The organism is Microbacterium sp. F1-18 (assembly GCF_052921305.1).
This window is the reverse complement of sequence record NZ_JBREVD010000001.1, coordinates 114,572-129,893: the sequence shown is the minus strand read 5'-3', so window position 1 is coordinate 129,893 and position 15,322 is coordinate 114,572. Positions and strand designations below refer to the sequence as shown.

The window sequence follows — 15,322 nt, the reverse complement described above, 5'->3', positions numbered from 1 at the left end:
GTCGTGCTCCCGGGCATCAGAATCGCCAGATGAGCGGTACGTAGAACACGGCCGCGAGCAGGAACAGGACGCTCAGGGGGAGACCCAGCCGCCAATAGTCGCCGAACCGATAACCGCCGGGGGTCATCACCATGAGATTGACCGGGGTGGCCACAGGGGTCAGGAACGATGACGCTCCGGCGACGGTGAGGGCCATGAGGAACGGCAGCGCGCTGACCTCGAGGGTGATGGCTATCGACGTCGCGACCGGGGCGACGATGAGCACGGTGGCGACGTTCGAGATGAACTGTCCGAGCACGATCACCACGACGCAGACGACGATGAGCGCCAGGTGCGGGTCGGCCTGCCCGACGACGGCGAGCATGCCGTCGGCCACGACGTCGGCGGCGCCCGTCTCGAGAAAAGCCACCGACAGCGGGATCATGCCGGCGATGAGCACGAGAGTGGTCCACGACACCCCGTGGTAGAGGTCGGGAAGCTTCACGACTCGGAAGAGGATCAGCGCTCCGGCGGCGAGGAGACCGGCGACGGCGGGCGGAACGGCGCCGGTGGCCAGCAGCACGACCATCACGGCGGTGACGGCGAGCGTGCGCCGCGAGCCACGGTGCAGCCGGGTGGGTCGCTGGGTGCGGATGGCTCCGGTGCGCACGGCCTCGGGAACCAGCGAGAGGGTCTCGGCCTCGCGCTCCGTGTGATGGTCGGGGGCGGGCTCCGGCCCGTGATGCGGCAGCAGCCGTGGGCCGAGCAGCACGACGATCGCGATCGTGGCCGCGACGAGCGGGAGCCCGACGAGTGCGAACTCGAAGAAGCCGAAGGGGCGGCCGGCCTCGGAATCCGCGAGCTCGGACACCACCACGTTCACGGGCGTTCCCGTCAGCGTGAGCAGAGAGGCCGATGAGGCGATGTATGCCAGCGGGATCATGAGCTGCGAAGGGGGCAGTCCCGATCGGCGTGCGACCACGGCTGCGACGGGGATGAGCGCGGCGACGGCGCCATTGATGCTGATCAGCGCGGTGAGGATCGCGACGATCCCGCCGACCCAGATCAGGATGCGGCCACGCCGCGTACCGGCGCGCGCGAGGATCACGGCACCGACGATCCGGGTGACGCCGCTCGTCTCGAGGGCCGTCGCGACGATGAACAGGCTCGCGATGAACAGCACCGTGGGATCGCCGAAGCCGGCGAACGCCTGGGGGAGGGTGAGCACCCCCGTGGCCCACAGCGCGAGCGCGACACCCACGGCCACGACCTCGAGCGGCACCCGCGCCGAGAGGAACGCGATGATCGCTGCGGCGAGGATCAGGAAAGTCGCGACGATCGGGTCCACTCGGCCCACGCTACCCGGCGGGGCCGACCGAGACGACGTGGCGATCTCCACCTGTGGGGGGAGGCGGCGACCGCGTCGCGACGAGAAGCTGGAGAGGTGAGTTCCCCCATCGATACGCCTCCGCCCCGACCGTCCGCCGCCTCGCGCCGCCGTAGCGCAGCAGCCGTCGCCGTCGTCGCTGCGACTGCCGCGGTGCTCAGCGCCTGCTCGGCGGACCCCGCCCCCGCAGCGACGTCCGCCCCGTCCGCGACCCCGGTCGAGATTCCCGTCACGCCGGTCGGCGACCAGGTCCGCTGGGTGATGGAGGAGATCAACGCCGACGCGGCCACCGATATCGAAGACATCGAGACGCACTTCGACGCCGCCGCTCTGGAGCAGCTCCCGCCCGCGCAGCTGCAGGAGGTGTTCGCGCAGATGCAGGCCGCGGCCCCGTGGACGGCGGTCGGGTACGACGGCGTCGAGACCGAGGCCCGCGTGACCATCGAGTCCGCTCAGGTGACCTACGACATGTCGATCTCGGTCACCCCCGACGCTCGCATCCAGATGCTCCTGTTCAGCCCACCGCAGCCTGAGCGCACGCCCGCGGCGTCCTGGGACGAGCTCACTCAGCAGATCGACGACGCCGCCTTCACCGCCGGCGTGCACGTCCGGGAGGTCGGGGGCGAGGTGCTCTACGAGGGCGGTGACCAGGCCGCCGGACCCATCGGCTCCATCTTCAAGCTGTGGGTGCTCGGCGCCGTCCTCGACGCCGTCGCGGCCGGACGGCTCGCCTGGGACGACGAGCTGGTCGTCGACGACGCGGTGCGGAGCCTCCCCAGCGGCGAGCTGCAGGACCGTCCCGACGGCACGAAGGTGACCGTGCGGGAGGCCGCCGACAAGATGATCGCCATCAGTGACAACACCGCGACCGACATGCTCATCCGGGCCGTCGGACGCGAGGCGGTCGAAACCGCGATGGTCTCGATGGGGCACTCCGACCCCGACGCGAACACCCCGCTGTTGACGACACGCGAGCTGTTCTGGCTCCTCTTCGGCGAGGCCGACCTGCGTGCGCTCTGGAGCGGGGCCGCCGACGACGCCGAGGCGCGACGGTCGGTGCTGGAGCGGCTGCCGGCGGGTGTCCCCGACCTCGCGGCGGCGGCCGCGGCGACGCCGGGCTGGCAAGACGGCATCGACTGGTTCGCAACTCCAGACGACCTGGCCGCAGCCCACGCGTCGCTGCAGGAACGGGCCCGCACCGACGCGGGTGCGCCCGTGCGCGACATCCTGTCCGCCAACCCCGGGCTCGATTTCGGCGAGAAGTGGACGTACGTCGGTTTCAAGGGCGGCAGCTCCATCGGCGTGCTCGCCGGGTCGTGGTACCTCGAGCGGGAGGAGGGCGCGCCGGTCGTGATCACGGTGCTCGCACGCGCCGACGACGCCACGACGCTCGCCGCCCCCGCCGTGGCGCTCGGGTGGGCGCAGGACGCAGCCGCGATCCTCGCCGGCCCGTAGCCTGGAACGATGAAGCGCTCGACGGGCACCGGCATCCTTCCGCGTCCGATGGGGTCGCGGGCGGCCGTGGCCGTACTGCTCGCGTCGACGCTGCTGCTGTCGGCGTGCACCGGGGCCGCCGACCCGCGACCCACCGACCAGGAGGCGACGCCCGTCCCCTCCGAGACGTCGACCGATCCCGCGGATGCCGCGCCGGCTCCGTGGCGTCCGACCGGCGACCCAGCCGACGTCGTCACGCAGTTCGAGGTGCCGTGGTCGGTCGTCGTGCTCGCCGATGGGACGCAGCTGGTCAGCCAGCGCGACGACGGGACGATCCTCGAGGTGGACACAGAGGGGGTGTCGCGCGTCGCCGGCGAGATCGACCTCACCGCCGCGGTCGGTGAGGGCGGGCTCCTGGGCATCGCCGTTCACGAGGCGGACGGCGAGACGCTCGTCTACGCGTACGTGACCACGGCCGACGACAACCGCGTCGTGCGGATGCCGCTCGAGGGCGACGCCGGTGATCGCCGGCTCGGCGACGCGGAGGTCGTGATCGACGGCATCCCGCGCGACCGCGTCCACAACGGCGGCCGCATCGCGTTCGGACCGGACGGTCTGCTCTACGTGGCGACGGGAGATGCCGGCACGCCCGAGGCGGCGCAGGACCCCGCTTCGCTCGCGGGCAAGATCCTGCGCCTGACGCCCGACGGTGAGCCGGTCGCCGACAATCCTCTCGGGTCGGAGGTGTATTCCCTCGGCCATCGCAACGTGCAGGGCCTCGCGTGGACGCAGGACGGCACGATGTGGGCGAGCGAGTTCGGACAGGACCGCTTCGACGAGCTCAACCGCATCGAGGCGGGCGGCAACTACGGCTGGCCCGATGTCGAGGGCGAGTCGGACGATGACCGCTTCATCGCACCGGTGGTCACCTGGACACCCGACGAGGCGAGCCCGAGCGGCATCGCGGCGCGCGGGAACACGATCTTCGTGGCGGCGTTGCGCGGCGAACGCGTGTGGCAGATCGATGTCGACGGCGGTGCTCTCGCCGGCGCGCCGATCGCCCTCTGGGAAGGCGAGCTGGGGCGGATCCGCGATGCCGTCGTCGCTGGCGATGACCTCTGGCTGCTCACGAACAACACCGACGGGCGCGGCAACGCCGCGTCCGGCGACGACCGACTCATGCGGGTGTCACTGACGGCCGGCGGCTGAACCGGCTTGATAGCGTTCACGGAGGACATTCGCAGACAGGGGACCTCATGACCGAACGCGTGACGTGGTTGCTCGTCGACGGCGAGAACATCGACGCGACGCTCGGCCAATCGATCCTCGGACGGCGTCCGTTGCCGGATGAACGGCCCCGGTGGGACCGTCTGCTGCAGTTCGTCGGCGATCAGTGGAAGCAGCCCGCGCGCGGTCTGTTCTTCCTCAACGCCAGCAACCACCTGCCGATGTCGTTCGTCCAGGCGCTGCTGGCGCTCGACTACAAGCCGGTCCCGCTGTCGGGCGACGTCGACGAGAAGGTCGTGGACATCGCCATACAGCGCACGCTCGCCGCGCTGAAGGAGCGCGACGACGACGTCGTCCTGGTCAGCCATGACCGCGACTTCGTCGGTGAGGTCGCGGCGCTGACCGGACCCGACCGCCGGGTCGGCGTGCTGGCTTTCTCGGAATTCCGCAGCAGTGAGCTCACCGCCATACCCGGAGTCGAGTTCTTCGACCTCGAATACGACGTCCACGCCTTCGATGCCCCGCTGCCGCGCGTCCGCGTCATCCCGATCGAGTCGTTCGACCCGTGGGAGTTCCTGGCCTGAGCGCCGCGCGCGTCCGGGCACTCGACGCAAGGCGCGTCAGAGACTGCGGATGTGCTTGATGTTCGACTTCGCGGTCTCGAGCACCGCGCCGATGCCGCCCGCGTCCTTCGCGCCGAGCACCATCTTCGCCATCGACATGCCGAAGCCCGCGACCTGATCCGCCGTGATCGCCGCCGGCATCGAGAGCGCATCGGGGTCGGTCACGATGTCGACGATCGAGGGCCCGCGGTGGGCGAGGGCGGCGGATGCGGCGACCTCGAGGTCGGCGGGGTCGGTGACCCGCTGCGCGTGGAACCCGAGCGCCCGCCCGACGGCGGCGAAGTCGACCATCGGCACGTCGACGCCGAAGTCGGGGAAGCCCGCGACCAGCATCTCGGCCTTCACCATCCCGAGGGTCGAGTTGTTGAACACGAATATGTTCAGCGGCAGGTCGTAGGCGGCCACGGTGATCAGCTCGCCTAGGAGCATCGAGAGCCCGCCGTCGCCCGCGATGGCGATGACCTGCCGATCGGGATATGCCATCTGTGCGCCGAAGGCGTGGGGGAGGGCATTGGCCATCGAACCGTGGCGCCAGGATGCCAGCAGGCGCCGCTCGGGCCCGGGAGTGACGTACCGGGCCTGCCAGACGTTTCCCATACCGGTGTCGGCGGTGAAGACGGCGTCGGATGCCGCAACCCGGTCGATGACCGACATCGCGCGCTCGGGGTGGATCGGCTGCGCGTCGGAGTCGGTGTAGGTCGCGACGGAGTCCTTCATGGCCTTCCGATAGCGCTTCAGTGTGCGCTCGAGGAACGCGTCGTCGGTCTTGGCGGCGGTTCGTGACCGCAGCGCCGCGAGGGTGAGACCCACGTCGCCGTGGACGGGATGCGTCACGCCCGCGCGACGCCCGAGCCGCTGGGCGTCGACGTCGATCTGCGCGATCACCGTCTTGGCACCGTCGGGCAGGAACTGCTCGTAGGGGAAGTCGGTGCCGACCATGAGGAGGAGGTCGACCTCGTGCATGGCGTGGTCGATGGCACCGTAGCCGAGCAGGCCCGACATGCCGACGTCGAAGCGGTTGTCGTACTGGATCCACTGCTTGCCGCGCAGCGAGTGCCCCATCGGCGCCTGCAGGTGCTCGGCGAACGCGATCACCTCGTCACGCGCGTCACGCACTCCCTCGCCGGCGAAGATCGCGATCTTCTCGGCCTGGTCGATGGCCGCGGCGAGCTCGGCGACGCTGCGCTCATCGGGAGCGACCCGGCCCGGCCGGGCAGCGACGAAGGGCGGGAACTCACCCGTCGAGTGAAGCTCGGCGAGGTCGCCGGGCAGCACGATCACCGAGACGGACGACCCCGCGGTCGCGTGACGGATCGCGGAGTTCACCACGCGCGGCGACTGCTGAGGCGTCATGACCATCTCGCAGTAGTCGCTGCACTCCGTGAACAGCCGTTCGGGGTGCGTCTCCTGGAAGTAACCCGACCCGATCTGCAGGCTCGGGATGTGGCTGGCGATCGCGAGCACCGGCACACCGGATCGCTGCGCATCGAAGAGGCCGTTGATCAGGTGCAGGTTGCCGGGACCGCAGCTTCCTGCGCACACGGCCAGCTCGCCGGTGAGCTCGGCGTCCGCTGCCGCAGCGAAGGCGGCGGCCTCCTCGTGGCGGACGTGGATCCAGTCGATCCCGCCCGACGCTGCGCCCCCGGTTCGTCGCACCGCGTCGACGATCGGATTGAGTGAGTCGCCGACGATGCCGTAGATACGCTTCACCCCCGCATCGATCAGCTGGGCGACGATCTGTTCGGCGACGTTCTGCGGCACGGGGGCTCCTTCTGCTGAGGCTGTCCGGACAGTCTCAGTCTTCTCCCGCCGCCTGTGGGTGTGCCAGGGGTTGCGAATGGCCCGCCTGAGCGACAGGAGGCCCGCGCGTCAGCCCTTCAGGTCGGGGAAGTCCGACTCGCGCCACTCGGTCGTCAGACGCTCGCCGGCATCTGCTGCGGCGACTTCACGCTCGCGCAGCTCCACCCGGCGGATCTTGCCTGAGATCGTCTTCGGCAGCTCGAAGAACTCGACACGGCGCACCCGCATGTACGGCGGCATGTGCTCACGCGCGTGAGCGAGGATCGCCCGCGCGGTCTCGGCGGACGCTCCCCACGACGCCGCGAGCGCCACGTAGGCCTTCACGATGTTGAGCCGCACGGCATCCGGCGCCCCGACGACCCCCGCCTCGGCGACGGCGGGATGGGTCAAGAGGATCGACTCGACCTCGAACGGCGACACCTTGAAATCGCTGGCTTTGAACACGTCGTCGGTGCGTCCGACGAAGGTGAGCTGTCCGTCGGCGTCGCGGACGGCGACGTCGCTCGTGTGGTAATACCCGTCGTGATCGACCTTGGCGGTGCGCTCGGGCTCGCCGAGGTAGCCGGGCATGAGGTTGAGCGGACGCGTCGGAGCGGTGGGGAGACAGATCTCGCCCTCGTCTCCGATCCGACCCGTGAGGGGGTCGATGAGCACGATGTCGTTGCCCGGAAGCGGGCGACCCATCGCACCCGGCTTCACCGCGACACCCGGGGTGTTGCCGATGACCGCCGTCAGCTCGGTCTGGCCGTAGCCGTCGCGGATCTGCAGACCCCACCAGCGCTCGATCGTGTCGATCACTTCGGGGTTCAGGGGCTCGCCGGCCGACAGAAGCTCGCGCAGCGCGTGCGGACGCTTCTCGAGATCGGCCTGGATCAGCATGCGCCAGACCGTGGGCGGTGCGCAGAAGGTGTTGACGCCGTTGCGATCGAGCTGCTCCACGAGGCGTGCGGCGTCGAAGCGTGCGTAGTTGTACACGAAGATCGTCGCCTCGGCGATCCACGGGGCGAAGAACAGGCTCCACGCGTGCTTGCCCCACCCCGGGGCGCTGATCGTCATGTGGACGTCGCCGGGGCGCACGCCGATCCAGTAGGTCGTCGAGAGATGCCCCACCGGGTAGCTCACGTGCGTATGGACGACCATCTTGGGTCGCGACGTCGTTCCCGAGGTGAAGTAGACGATCGCCGGGTCGTCCGAGGCGACGACGACGCCGGGCGCGGTGTCAGCGGCGGTCGCTGTGTCGGCGAACGACTGCCAGCCCGGGCGCTCGCCGCCCACGACGATGCGCTCGAACCGACCCGCGATCCCGTCGAACTTGGCGGCGTCGACCGGGTCGGCGAGCACGGCGCGGATGTCGGCGCGCTCGACTCGTTCGAGGAGGTCGTCGGTGCCCAGCACGACGGATGTCGGCAGGATGACGGCGCCGATCTTGAGGATCGCGAGCATCGCCTCCCACAGCTCGACGCGGTTGCCGAGCATCAGCATGACGGCATCCCCGTGCCCGATGCCCTGCTCGGTGAGCCAGTTGGCGACGCGGTTCGAGCGCCGACGCATCTCGTCGTACGTGACCTGAACCTCGGTGCCGTCCTCGTCGACGACGTGCAACGCGACGCGGTCGTTGCCGGTCGCGATCGCGTCGAACCAGTCGACGGCCCAATTGAAGTGGTCGCCGACGTCAGGCCAGACGAACCCCGCGTGGGCCGCCTCGGGCGAATGCGCGTTGTCGAGAAGGAAGTCGCGGGCGGCGCGGAACGCGGCTGTCGCCGCCGTCGCATCGGGAGAAGACATGGGCCTCGGATCTGTTCTCTCGTCCGCAGCAGGCGCACCGGACGCCTTCCGAGTCTAAGAAGGACCGGATGCTGGGCGAAGCATGGGACACGCGGATTCAGCGCGAGGCGATCACCGTGGAGACCCCGTCGTCGACCAGCAGCGCCTGATCGTCTCGCAGCAGCAGGAGGGCGAAGTCCGACCCGTAGGTGTCGACGGTGCGGCGGATCAGCTCAGGCGGGTAAGGCGGCAGGGCGCCGTCGGCATGCGGGATGACGGTGACGTCGATCAACCCGAGACCCGCGTGGGTCGCGAGGGCGGGGCCATCGGCCGGATCGTCCATGAGCGAGGCGGGTGTCACGTCGGGCGCCGCGACGATGGATCCCGCGCTCAGCCCGACATAGGGGAGGCCGCGGCGCACATGGTCGACGAGGACGTCGTCGTTGCCGGAGAGACGGAGGGCCTCGAGCAGAGCGAACGTGCTGCCGCCCGCGACGTAGACGGCTCCGGCGTCGGACAGCAGGCGGGCCGCATCCGCCGGGGCGGTGTCGCGCAGTGTGGCGTCGACGACCTCGCGGCCGCAGGCCAGCACCGCGTCGCGCTCGGCGGCGATGAACGGCGCATCGCGGAACGCAGCCTGAGCATCGTCGACGTAGACGATCGGTCCCGGTCGGGCGCCGTCATCGAGGAACGGGCGCATCGCGCCGGCCTGCAGGGAGAGAAGAAGCAGTCGCACGCCTTCCACGCTATCGACGGCGGCGGACACCGACCTCGCGGGGGAGGATGGTGACATGACCCGCACGTCCGTTCTCGCCTTTCTGCTCGATGTCGTCCTCGTGGTGGCGTTCGCGGCGACCGGCCGGGCGAGCCATGATTCCGATGTGCTCGCGGGGCTGTGGACGACCTCGTGGCCGTTCCTCGCCGCACTGGTGGTGGCGTGGACGGTGGCACGGGCCTGGCGCTCGCCGACGGGGATCGTCCCCACGGGCGTCGTCGTGTGGGTGGTGACGGTCATCGGGGGCATGCTGCTTCGCGCGGTGTCGGGTCAGGGGACGGCGCTGCCGTTCGTGATCGTCGCGACGCTGACGCTGCTCGTCCTGCTGGTCGGATGGCGTCTCATCGCCCGCGGCATCCGGGCGCTGCGGTCGCGCCGTGGTGGGCATTCTCGCAGCCGGGATGTCGCTCCCCGCGCGTAACCTGTCGGGCATGCGCCGCCCCACCCCCGACCCCGTCGGTCCCGGACAGGAGTCCGTCTGGGACTACCCTCGTCCGCCGCGTCTCGAACGCGTTCACGCGCGCGTGACGATCGACTTCGCCGCCATCACGATCGTTGACACCGACGACGTGGTGCGGGTGCTCGAGACGAGTCATCCGCCCGTGTACTACCTGCCGGCCGCGGCGTTCGTGCCCGGCTCGCTGGTTCCTGCGGTCGGCAGCTCGTACTGCGAGTTCAAAGGCGCGGCCGAGTACTTCGACGTCGTACGCGGCACGGCGGTGCGCGAGCGCGCAGCGTGGGGCTACCCCGACCCGTTGCCGGGATACGAAGAGCTCGTCGGCCGCGTCGCCGTCTATGCGGGCGGCATGGACCGGTGCACCGTCGACGGCGAGGCCGTCGTGCCTCAGCCCGGCGGCTTCTACGGCGGCTGGGTGACGTCGAACCTCGCGGGCCCGTTCAAGGGCGTCCCCGGTTCGATGGGATGGTGATCCGCTCGAACAGGCCCGCGTGGGCGTTTCGATGCTTCGCTCAGCGCTGGGCGCGGGCGAGGTTGGCGCGCAGCTCGTCGGCGTTCTGCCGCACGACGTAGGCGGGCTGGTCGCGCTCGACGCGCCAGCTGTCGGCCAGCGAACCGATGTCGACGGTGTCGAAGCCGAAGTCGTCGTAGAGCGCGGTGACGTGCGCGACGGCCTCGGGGTGGTCGCTCGCAGTCGCGAGCGCGCGACGGTCGGGGGTTCCGGCAGGGGAGCCGCCGGTGTTGATGTCGGCGGCGGGGATGTGGTTGAACGCCTTCACGACCTTCGACTCGGCGAAGTGGCGCTGAGCCATCTCGGATGTCGTGGTGCGCTTCTCCTCCAGCTCGGCGATCCGGCCGTCGCGCTCCCAGTAGTAGTTGTTCGTGTCGAGGACGATCTTGCCGGCGAGCGGTTCGGCGGGGATGTCCTCGAGCGCCTTGAGCGGCACAGTGACGACGGCCCAGTCGGCCGCCTCCGCCGCTTCTTGCGCTGTCGCGGCCCGGGCGCGGTCGCCGAGCCTCGCGACGAGGTCGGCGAGCGTCTCGGGCCCGCGCGAGTTGGCGATCACGACGTCGTAGCCGCGTGCGACGAGCCCCTCCGCGAGAGCGCTTCCGATGTGTCCTGCTCCGATGATTCCCACAGTGGTCATGCGGAGGTGAACCGTGGGGACGGGCCTCGGCATTCCCGACAGACACGGAACGTGTGTAAAGTACAGTTGACAGTAAAGCTCGCTTTACACCGAGGAGAATAATGGTCGAGAACAGTGACACGCCGTCGGTCGTCGACACGCGCCCCCGCTGGGGACGCATGAGATTCGGCAGTCGCCGCTTCTCCGCGCTGTGGGTCGCCATCCCCGTGGGGGTGCTCGTGTCGGCGGCGCTCGCCGCGGTCGTGGTGGCGACGGGGGGCGCGGGAACGCAGCCGGCCCTCGGCGCCGTCGTGATCGTGGCCCTCACCCTGCCTGCGTGCGTCGGCTTCGCCTGGGTGGCGTTCGTCGACCGATCGACTCTGCGGGGAATCACCGAGCAGCCCGAGCAGTCGGTCGAGGCGCGATGGTTCGAGCGGGCCTCGAGCGGTGCCCTCACCGACACGCTTCTGATCGTGGGCCTCGGCACGGCGATCCTGGCGTTCACCCGGGTCGAGATCCCGACCCTGATCGCACTGTCAGCCGTGCTGCTCATCGCCATGGCGTCGGTCGCGGTGCGCTATCTCGCGCAGCAGCGGCGCGGCTGACCGTGGAGAACTCGGTGGCCGAGCGCCGACACGACCGCGGGTGGTCGCAGCAGCGCCTCGCCGATGAGCTCGGGGTGTCGCGTCAGACCGTCATCTCGATCGAACGGGGGCGCTTCGATCCGTCGCTGCCGCTGGCGTTCCGGCTCGCGCGGGCGTTCGGATGCACGATCGAGGAGATCTTCTCCGACGAGGTCGAATGAGCGAAGCGGAGCTCAGAGGATCTGCCCGATGGGCTCGCGCTTCTCAGCCTGGAAGCGGTCCTCGGTGCGGCCGCGGGCCCAGTAGCCCGACAGCGAGACCCGGCCGCGCTCGAGTCCGCGCTCGTCGAACAGCACGCGACGCAGGGCCTTCATCGACTCGCGCTCGCCGTGCGCGAAGACCTGCACGTCACCTCTCGGCCAGTCGTACTGCCGCACGACGGCGGAGAGAGCATCGGCGTCGTGGGCAGGGTCGACGATCCACTCGATCTCGACGCCGGCCGGAGCCTCGATCGGCAGGATCGCGTCGTCGGACTCCACCTCGACGAACGCGTGTCCGACCGCGTCCGACGGAAGCGCTTCGAGGGCCGCGGCGATCGCCGGAACCGCCGAGAGATCGCCCGCGAACAGATGCCAGTCGGCCGCGGCATCCGGTGCGTAACCGCCGCCCGGCCCCATCAGCTCGATCCGGTCGCCCACCTGTGCCCGCGCCGCCCACGGCCCGGCGAGGCCCTCGTCGCCATGGACCACGAAGTCGATCGACAGCGTGCCGGCGACGGCATCCACCCGACGGACCGTGTAGGTGCGGGTCACGGGCGCCGACTCGGGAGCGGGGGTGGCGAACTTCAGCTTGACGTACTTGTCGGTCTCGGGCCGGTTCTGGAACGCGGCGAAGCCGTCGCCGCCGAGAACGACGCGCACCAGGTGCGCCGAGAGCCGTTCGGTTCCGACGACCTCGAGCTCGATGCTCGGACGGGGCGTGCGGGGTGCGGTGCGAGAGGAGAGGGCCACCTCACCCACGGTACCGGGGCTCACCGGTTGTGGGCTCATCAGCCCCGACGCAGCGGGTCAGGCGAAGCGGACCCAGTTGGCGCCCGCGCCGGTCTCGGCCTGCTCGAGCAGCGTCAGCTCGGCGCCGTCGACGGCGTAGAGCGACACCGTGCGTGACTTCTCGCCCGCAGCGATCAGACGGTCTCCGGACGGCGAGAGAACGAACCCACGCGGCTGCGGCTCCGTGGGGATGAAAGTCGAGACGTCGTGCACGGTGCCGTCTTCGGCGACGGGAGCTGCGCCCAGCGTGCTGGTCGAGCGCTCCGAGATCCACAGGAACCGCTCGTCCGCACCGAAATGGATGTCAGCGCCCCAGACAGCGTGGTTGGCGACGGGGTCGCCGCCGATCTCGCCGCGCGCGAGCCCGGCCGCGGGATCGACGGCGTTGGCCTGCGAACGAAGCTCGAGAGCGCCCGTCTCACGGTCGCGTGCGTAGTGCAGCACCTCTCCGGAGTACTCGGTCATGACGTACACGGCGTCTTCGGCGCTGTTGAGCACGAGGTGGCGGGGGCCGCTGCCGGCTGGTGCCGCGGCCGTGCCTGATCCGACTGGAGTCAGCGACAGGTCGTCGCCGAGGGCGAACTGCCCCACGAGGTCGTCTCCGAGCGAGACGAAATACGCGAACCGGCCGTCGGACGAAGGCAGCACGGAGTGGAGCTTGGCGAACTGCACGCGCCCGGTGGGCTCGAGGATCGTGCCATCGGCGATGGGGGCGACGAACCCGTAGTCGCCGCCGTACGACGCCGCCAGCAGAGCCGTGCCGCCGCGGGTCAGCGCGATGTAGCTGACCGATCCGTCCGGCAGCGGGAACCGCGACGCGGGGGTGAGCTCACCCGTGCCGCGATCGAGCGAGAGCGTGACGATCGCCGCGGGCTCGTCCGAGGCCGCACCCTTGACGCCGGCGTAGACGAGATCGCGCTCGCCGTCGATCGCGAAGGTGCCGGTGCCGGTGAGGCCCTCGGCGACGAAGACGCGTTCGAGAGCGTCGCCGTCGAGCCGGAAGACGCTGATGCTGCTGTCACCCGCGTTGGCGACCAGGACGAGAGAGGAATCAGTCACGTCACGAGCCTAGCTCCGTGCCCCGAGGGCGAGGCGGCGGGAGAGGGGGCCGGGGACTGATAAACTCGACGACGGAAGTGTGTCCGAGCGGCCTAAGGAGCATGGCTGGAATCCATGTAGGCGGGGTAACTCGCCTCGCAGGTTCAAATCCTGTCACTTCCGCCACGGCGAAGGGCGTCACACCGCGAGGGTGGCGCCCTTCGTCATGCCAGGATGCCGTCCCACACGCGCCCGGGCGCTCGCCGGGAGAGAGCGAGGGGGCCGATCTTAGCCTGCCTCTTGTCGAGCCTGTGGGGCTGCGCGAACAAGCCCTTGCGCCAGGGTGGGTCTTGCGGCCGGAGCCTTCCACGTCGCGACGCAGAGGACGGCTGTCCCGCACTTCCGCGACCGGATCCTATCGTCGTGGTCGCAGAGGTGCGCGTACTGATCTCAAGAGATTTTTCCCGCCGGCCCGCGTTCGCAGGGGCGACTGCAGGTTGCCAGTGCAGGCCTTACATTCTTTGCGGCGGTCTGATTGACTGCTCTTCGACGGTGATTCTTCGTAAGACAGTGAATCAGTTGGAACATCACCGTATTTCACGAGCGAAGGCGAGCTGGGGCAAATGCGAGGACGGGGTGTGGGCCGAGTCGTGCCCGCATTCATAGTCGGTGTAATGACCGCGGGTGGTACTGCGGTGGCGAGCGCGGCTGACGTCGGCAGTGAAGAGCGCGGGGACGTCAGTAACGTTCCCGGGGATGTGGATGATCGGGTACTGCGCAATCAGTTGCGAATCGGTGAACTCACAAGTTGGATCGCTCAGCATGAATCCGTTCACGGTAGTGGGTACGTCAGTCAAGTGAACGACGCAGAGAATCTCGCCGTACGCCTTCTGTGGCACGGTCAGGATGACCTCATGGTTGCAACACTGGAGCGGGCGGCAGGATTAGGCATCAGTGCCACTGTCGAGCAGTGGCCTCGGTCCCTGTCCGAGATCGAAGATGCGGCAAGGCGGCTCCTTGAGGCTGAGAGCTTGTTTGCTGATGTTGGCTTTGAGATCACGGGCGTTCAGGGGGTGGCGGCTGATACGTCCGACATCGTCGTCCTCGGGGTCCCCACTGATCGGTCTCGTTCAGCGCAGGATGTTCATGCGGGGTCGCGGGACGCGGCGGAGGATGTCGCGAAGTCGATCACAGGACCGCAGACGCGTGTCTCCACTGTCGGCGGAGACATCGCTCTGACCAACGGATCCCGGAGCGAGCCGACGCCACCGTACTGGGCCGGCTCCGCGATGCAACGTCATTTGCCGCCCACCACGGATATCTGCTCCACCGGGTTCTCCGTGTTGTACAACGGCAGCCCCCGTGCCACGACCGCGCGGCACTGCGACGCACTTCCCTACACGGCGCCGAATGGCCAGGGCAGCTTTGGAAACTCACTTGCGACATCTTTGGACGGGGCACTCCGCGTACTTTCCGCGACAGGTGGGCCACGGATGTTCGATGGGCCATGGGACGTGGGTGTCAACACCGGTCTCGAAAAAGGTCTCTACGGGTTGTTCGACGTCGGGCTGAACGACTACGTGTGCGTGAGTGGTGCCACTTCTGGATCCCACTGCAATCTGCAGGTAACTGCGATGTACGTCTACATCGACGACGGATATGGCATGGTGTCGACCATTTCCGCCACGCAGCGAACGGCTGGTCAGATTGCAATCGCCGGAGGGGACAGTGGGGGATCGGTTTTCATGAACTATATGCCGCCGAATGACTATAATGTGAGCGCAATCGGCATGATTCAAGCCGGTCGCGACTCGGTGGGGACTGCCTGTGGCAGTGTGGCGTACCCGGGTATCGAGTGTTACAGGACAGTGCTCTTCACGTCCATGAGAACCGCCTTGAACAACCTGCCCGGCGCATCACTCCTTACCTTTTAGTGTGCGCCGTGGGTAGGTCAGTAGAAAAGGATCGCAGGCGGGTCAGGAATGGTGCGCTTTTGGTCAACCTCATCGGAATGTTGATGGTGACCGCCTGTAGCCAGCCTCAGCAACCGTCGCCAACGACGTCGTGGACGACGTTCG

The 15,322-nt window shown here is 69.1% G+C and carries 15 protein-coding genes and 1 tRNA gene; 9 read left to right on the top strand and 7 right to left on the bottom strand.

Annotated features, from left to right (window positions below; translation table 11 throughout):
- Positions 1-16 precede the first annotated feature (16 nt).
- Positions 17-1,327, bottom strand: a complete 1,311-nt coding sequence (locus ACU6RU_RS00620) for an SLC13 family permease (protein WP_446725640.1) — start codon at positions 1,325-1,327, stop codon at positions 17-19.
- A gap of 96 nt (positions 1,328-1,423) precedes the next feature.
- Between ACU6RU_RS00620 and ACU6RU_RS00615 the strand changes: the two genes are divergently transcribed.
- Genes ACU6RU_RS00615 through ACU6RU_RS00605 form a run of 3 tightly spaced genes read left to right on the top strand, consistent with a single transcriptional unit; the run spans position 1,424 to position 4,611 of the window.
- Positions 1,424-2,821 (top strand): serine hydrolase, encoded by a 1,398-nt coding sequence (locus ACU6RU_RS00615; RefSeq protein WP_446725639.1) that lies wholly within the window; start codon positions 1,424-1,426, stop codon positions 2,819-2,821.
- A 9-nt stretch (positions 2,822-2,830) separates the two neighbouring features.
- Complete coding sequence (locus ACU6RU_RS00610; protein ID WP_446725638.1) at positions 2,831-4,009, top strand: PQQ-dependent sugar dehydrogenase; 1,179 nt, start codon at positions 2,831-2,833, stop codon at positions 4,007-4,009.
- A gap of 47 nt (positions 4,010-4,056) precedes the next feature.
- Positions 4,057-4,611 carry an NYN domain-containing protein gene (locus ACU6RU_RS00605; RefSeq protein WP_120263166.1) on the top strand — a complete coding sequence of 185 codons (555 nt, stop codon included), beginning with the start codon at positions 4,057-4,059 and terminating at the stop codon, positions 4,609-4,611.
- Between the two features lie 36 nt (positions 4,612-4,647).
- On the opposite strand, the gene ACU6RU_RS00600 is transcribed toward ACU6RU_RS00605, so the two are convergent.
- The 3 genes from ACU6RU_RS00600 to ACU6RU_RS00590 form a co-directional block, all read right to left on the bottom strand.
- Positions 4,648-6,411 (bottom strand): thiamine pyrophosphate-dependent enzyme, encoded by a 1,764-nt coding sequence (locus ACU6RU_RS00600; protein ID WP_120263165.1) that lies wholly within the window; start codon positions 6,409-6,411, stop codon positions 4,648-4,650.
- 108 nt (positions 6,412-6,519) lie between these two features.
- Positions 6,520-8,235 (bottom strand): AMP-binding protein, encoded by a 1,716-nt coding sequence (locus ACU6RU_RS00595; RefSeq protein WP_289331081.1) that lies wholly within the window; start codon positions 8,233-8,235, stop codon positions 6,520-6,522.
- Positions 8,236-8,332: 97 nt separating this feature from the next.
- Positions 8,333-8,950 (bottom strand): Type 1 glutamine amidotransferase-like domain-containing protein, encoded by a 618-nt coding sequence (locus ACU6RU_RS00590; RefSeq protein ID WP_220700894.1) that lies wholly within the window; start codon positions 8,948-8,950, stop codon positions 8,333-8,335.
- Positions 8,951-9,005: 55 nt separating this feature from the next.
- Here ACU6RU_RS00590 and ACU6RU_RS00585 point away from each other — a divergent pair, with 55 nt between their 5' ends.
- Positions 9,006-9,410, top strand: coding sequence for a DUF3054 domain-containing protein (locus tag ACU6RU_RS00585; protein ID WP_289331082.1), 405 nt, complete (start codon positions 9,006-9,008; stop codon positions 9,408-9,410).
- 10 nt (positions 9,411-9,420) lie between these two features.
- Positions 9,421-9,918 carry a DUF427 domain-containing protein gene (locus ACU6RU_RS00580; RefSeq protein WP_289331083.1) on the top strand — a complete coding sequence of 166 codons (498 nt, stop codon included), beginning with the start codon at positions 9,421-9,423 and terminating at the stop codon, positions 9,916-9,918.
- 40 nt (positions 9,919-9,958) lie between these two features.
- Here the strand turns inward: ACU6RU_RS00580 and ACU6RU_RS00575 are convergent, their stop codons facing one another.
- The gene (locus tag ACU6RU_RS00575; protein WP_446725637.1) at positions 9,959-10,627 is read right to left on the bottom strand and encodes an NADPH-dependent F420 reductase; all 669 of its coding nucleotides are present in this window, start codon (positions 10,625-10,627) and stop codon (positions 9,959-9,961) included.
- Positions 10,628-10,695: 68 nt separating this feature from the next.
- Between ACU6RU_RS00575 and ACU6RU_RS00570 the strand changes: the two genes are divergently transcribed.
- Positions 10,696-11,178 carry a hypothetical protein gene (locus ACU6RU_RS00570; protein ID WP_446725636.1) on the top strand — a complete coding sequence of 161 codons (483 nt, stop codon included), beginning with the start codon at positions 10,696-10,698 and terminating at the stop codon, positions 11,176-11,178.
- Positions 11,179-11,180: 2 nt separating this feature from the next.
- Positions 11,181-11,378 carry a helix-turn-helix transcriptional regulator gene (locus tag ACU6RU_RS00565; protein ID WP_120263160.1) on the top strand — a complete coding sequence of 66 codons (198 nt, stop codon included), beginning with the start codon at positions 11,181-11,183 and terminating at the stop codon, positions 11,376-11,378.
- A 12-nt stretch (positions 11,379-11,390) separates the two neighbouring features.
- On the opposite strand, the gene ACU6RU_RS00560 is transcribed toward ACU6RU_RS00565, so the two are convergent.
- Both ACU6RU_RS00560 and ACU6RU_RS00555 read right to left on the bottom strand, forming a co-directional pair.
- Positions 11,391-12,206, bottom strand: a complete 816-nt coding sequence (locus ACU6RU_RS00560; protein WP_446725635.1) for a siderophore-interacting protein — start codon at positions 12,204-12,206, stop codon at positions 11,391-11,393.
- 18 nt (positions 12,207-12,224) lie between these two features.
- On the bottom strand, positions 12,225-13,265 hold the full coding sequence (locus ACU6RU_RS00555) for a lactonase family protein (protein ID WP_446725634.1): 1,041 nt from the start codon (positions 13,263-13,265) through the stop codon (positions 12,225-12,227).
- A 73-nt stretch (positions 13,266-13,338) separates the two neighbouring features.
- On the opposite strand from ACU6RU_RS00555, the gene ACU6RU_RS00550 reads away from it, so the two are divergent.
- Positions 13,339-13,430 (top strand) — tRNA-Ser (locus ACU6RU_RS00550).
- A 488-nt stretch (positions 13,431-13,918) separates the two neighbouring features.
- Entirely contained in the window at positions 13,919-15,178 is a 1,260-nt protein-coding gene (locus ACU6RU_RS00545; RefSeq protein WP_446725633.1) for a hypothetical protein, read from the top strand.
- Positions 15,179-15,322 lie beyond the last annotated feature (144 nt).

Excerpts from the sequence above, each read along its gene's own strand:
- ACU6RU_RS00570 (WP_446725636.1), top strand. The coding sequence starts at position 10,696 with ATGGTCGAGAACAGTGACACGCCGTCGGTCGTCGACACGCGCCCCCGC.
- ACU6RU_RS00580 (WP_289331083.1), top strand. The coding sequence starts at position 9,421 with ATGCGCCGCCCCACCCCCGACCCCGTCGGTCCCGGACAGGAGTCCGTC.
- ACU6RU_RS00595 (WP_289331081.1), bottom strand. The coding sequence starts at position 8,235 with ATGTCTTCTCCCGATGCGACGGCGGCGACAGCCGCGTTCCGCGCCGCC.
- ACU6RU_RS00560 (WP_446725635.1), bottom strand. The coding sequence starts at position 12,206 with ATGAGCCCACAACCGGTGAGCCCCGGTACCGTGGGTGAGGTGGCCCTC.
- ACU6RU_RS00605 (WP_120263166.1), top strand. The coding sequence starts at position 4,057 with ATGACCGAACGCGTGACGTGGTTGCTCGTCGACGGCGAGAACATCGAC.
- ACU6RU_RS00610 (WP_446725638.1), top strand. The coding sequence starts at position 2,831 with ATGAAGCGCTCGACGGGCACCGGCATCCTTCCGCGTCCGATGGGGTCG.
- ACU6RU_RS00585 (WP_289331082.1), top strand. The coding sequence starts at position 9,006 with ATGACCCGCACGTCCGTTCTCGCCTTTCTGCTCGATGTCGTCCTCGTG.
- ACU6RU_RS00545 (WP_446725633.1), top strand. The coding sequence starts at position 13,919 with ATGACCGCGGGTGGTACTGCGGTGGCGAGCGCGGCTGACGTCGGCAGT.
- ACU6RU_RS00575 (WP_446725637.1), bottom strand. The coding sequence starts at position 10,627 with ATGCCGAGGCCCGTCCCCACGGTTCACCTCCGCATGACCACTGTGGGA.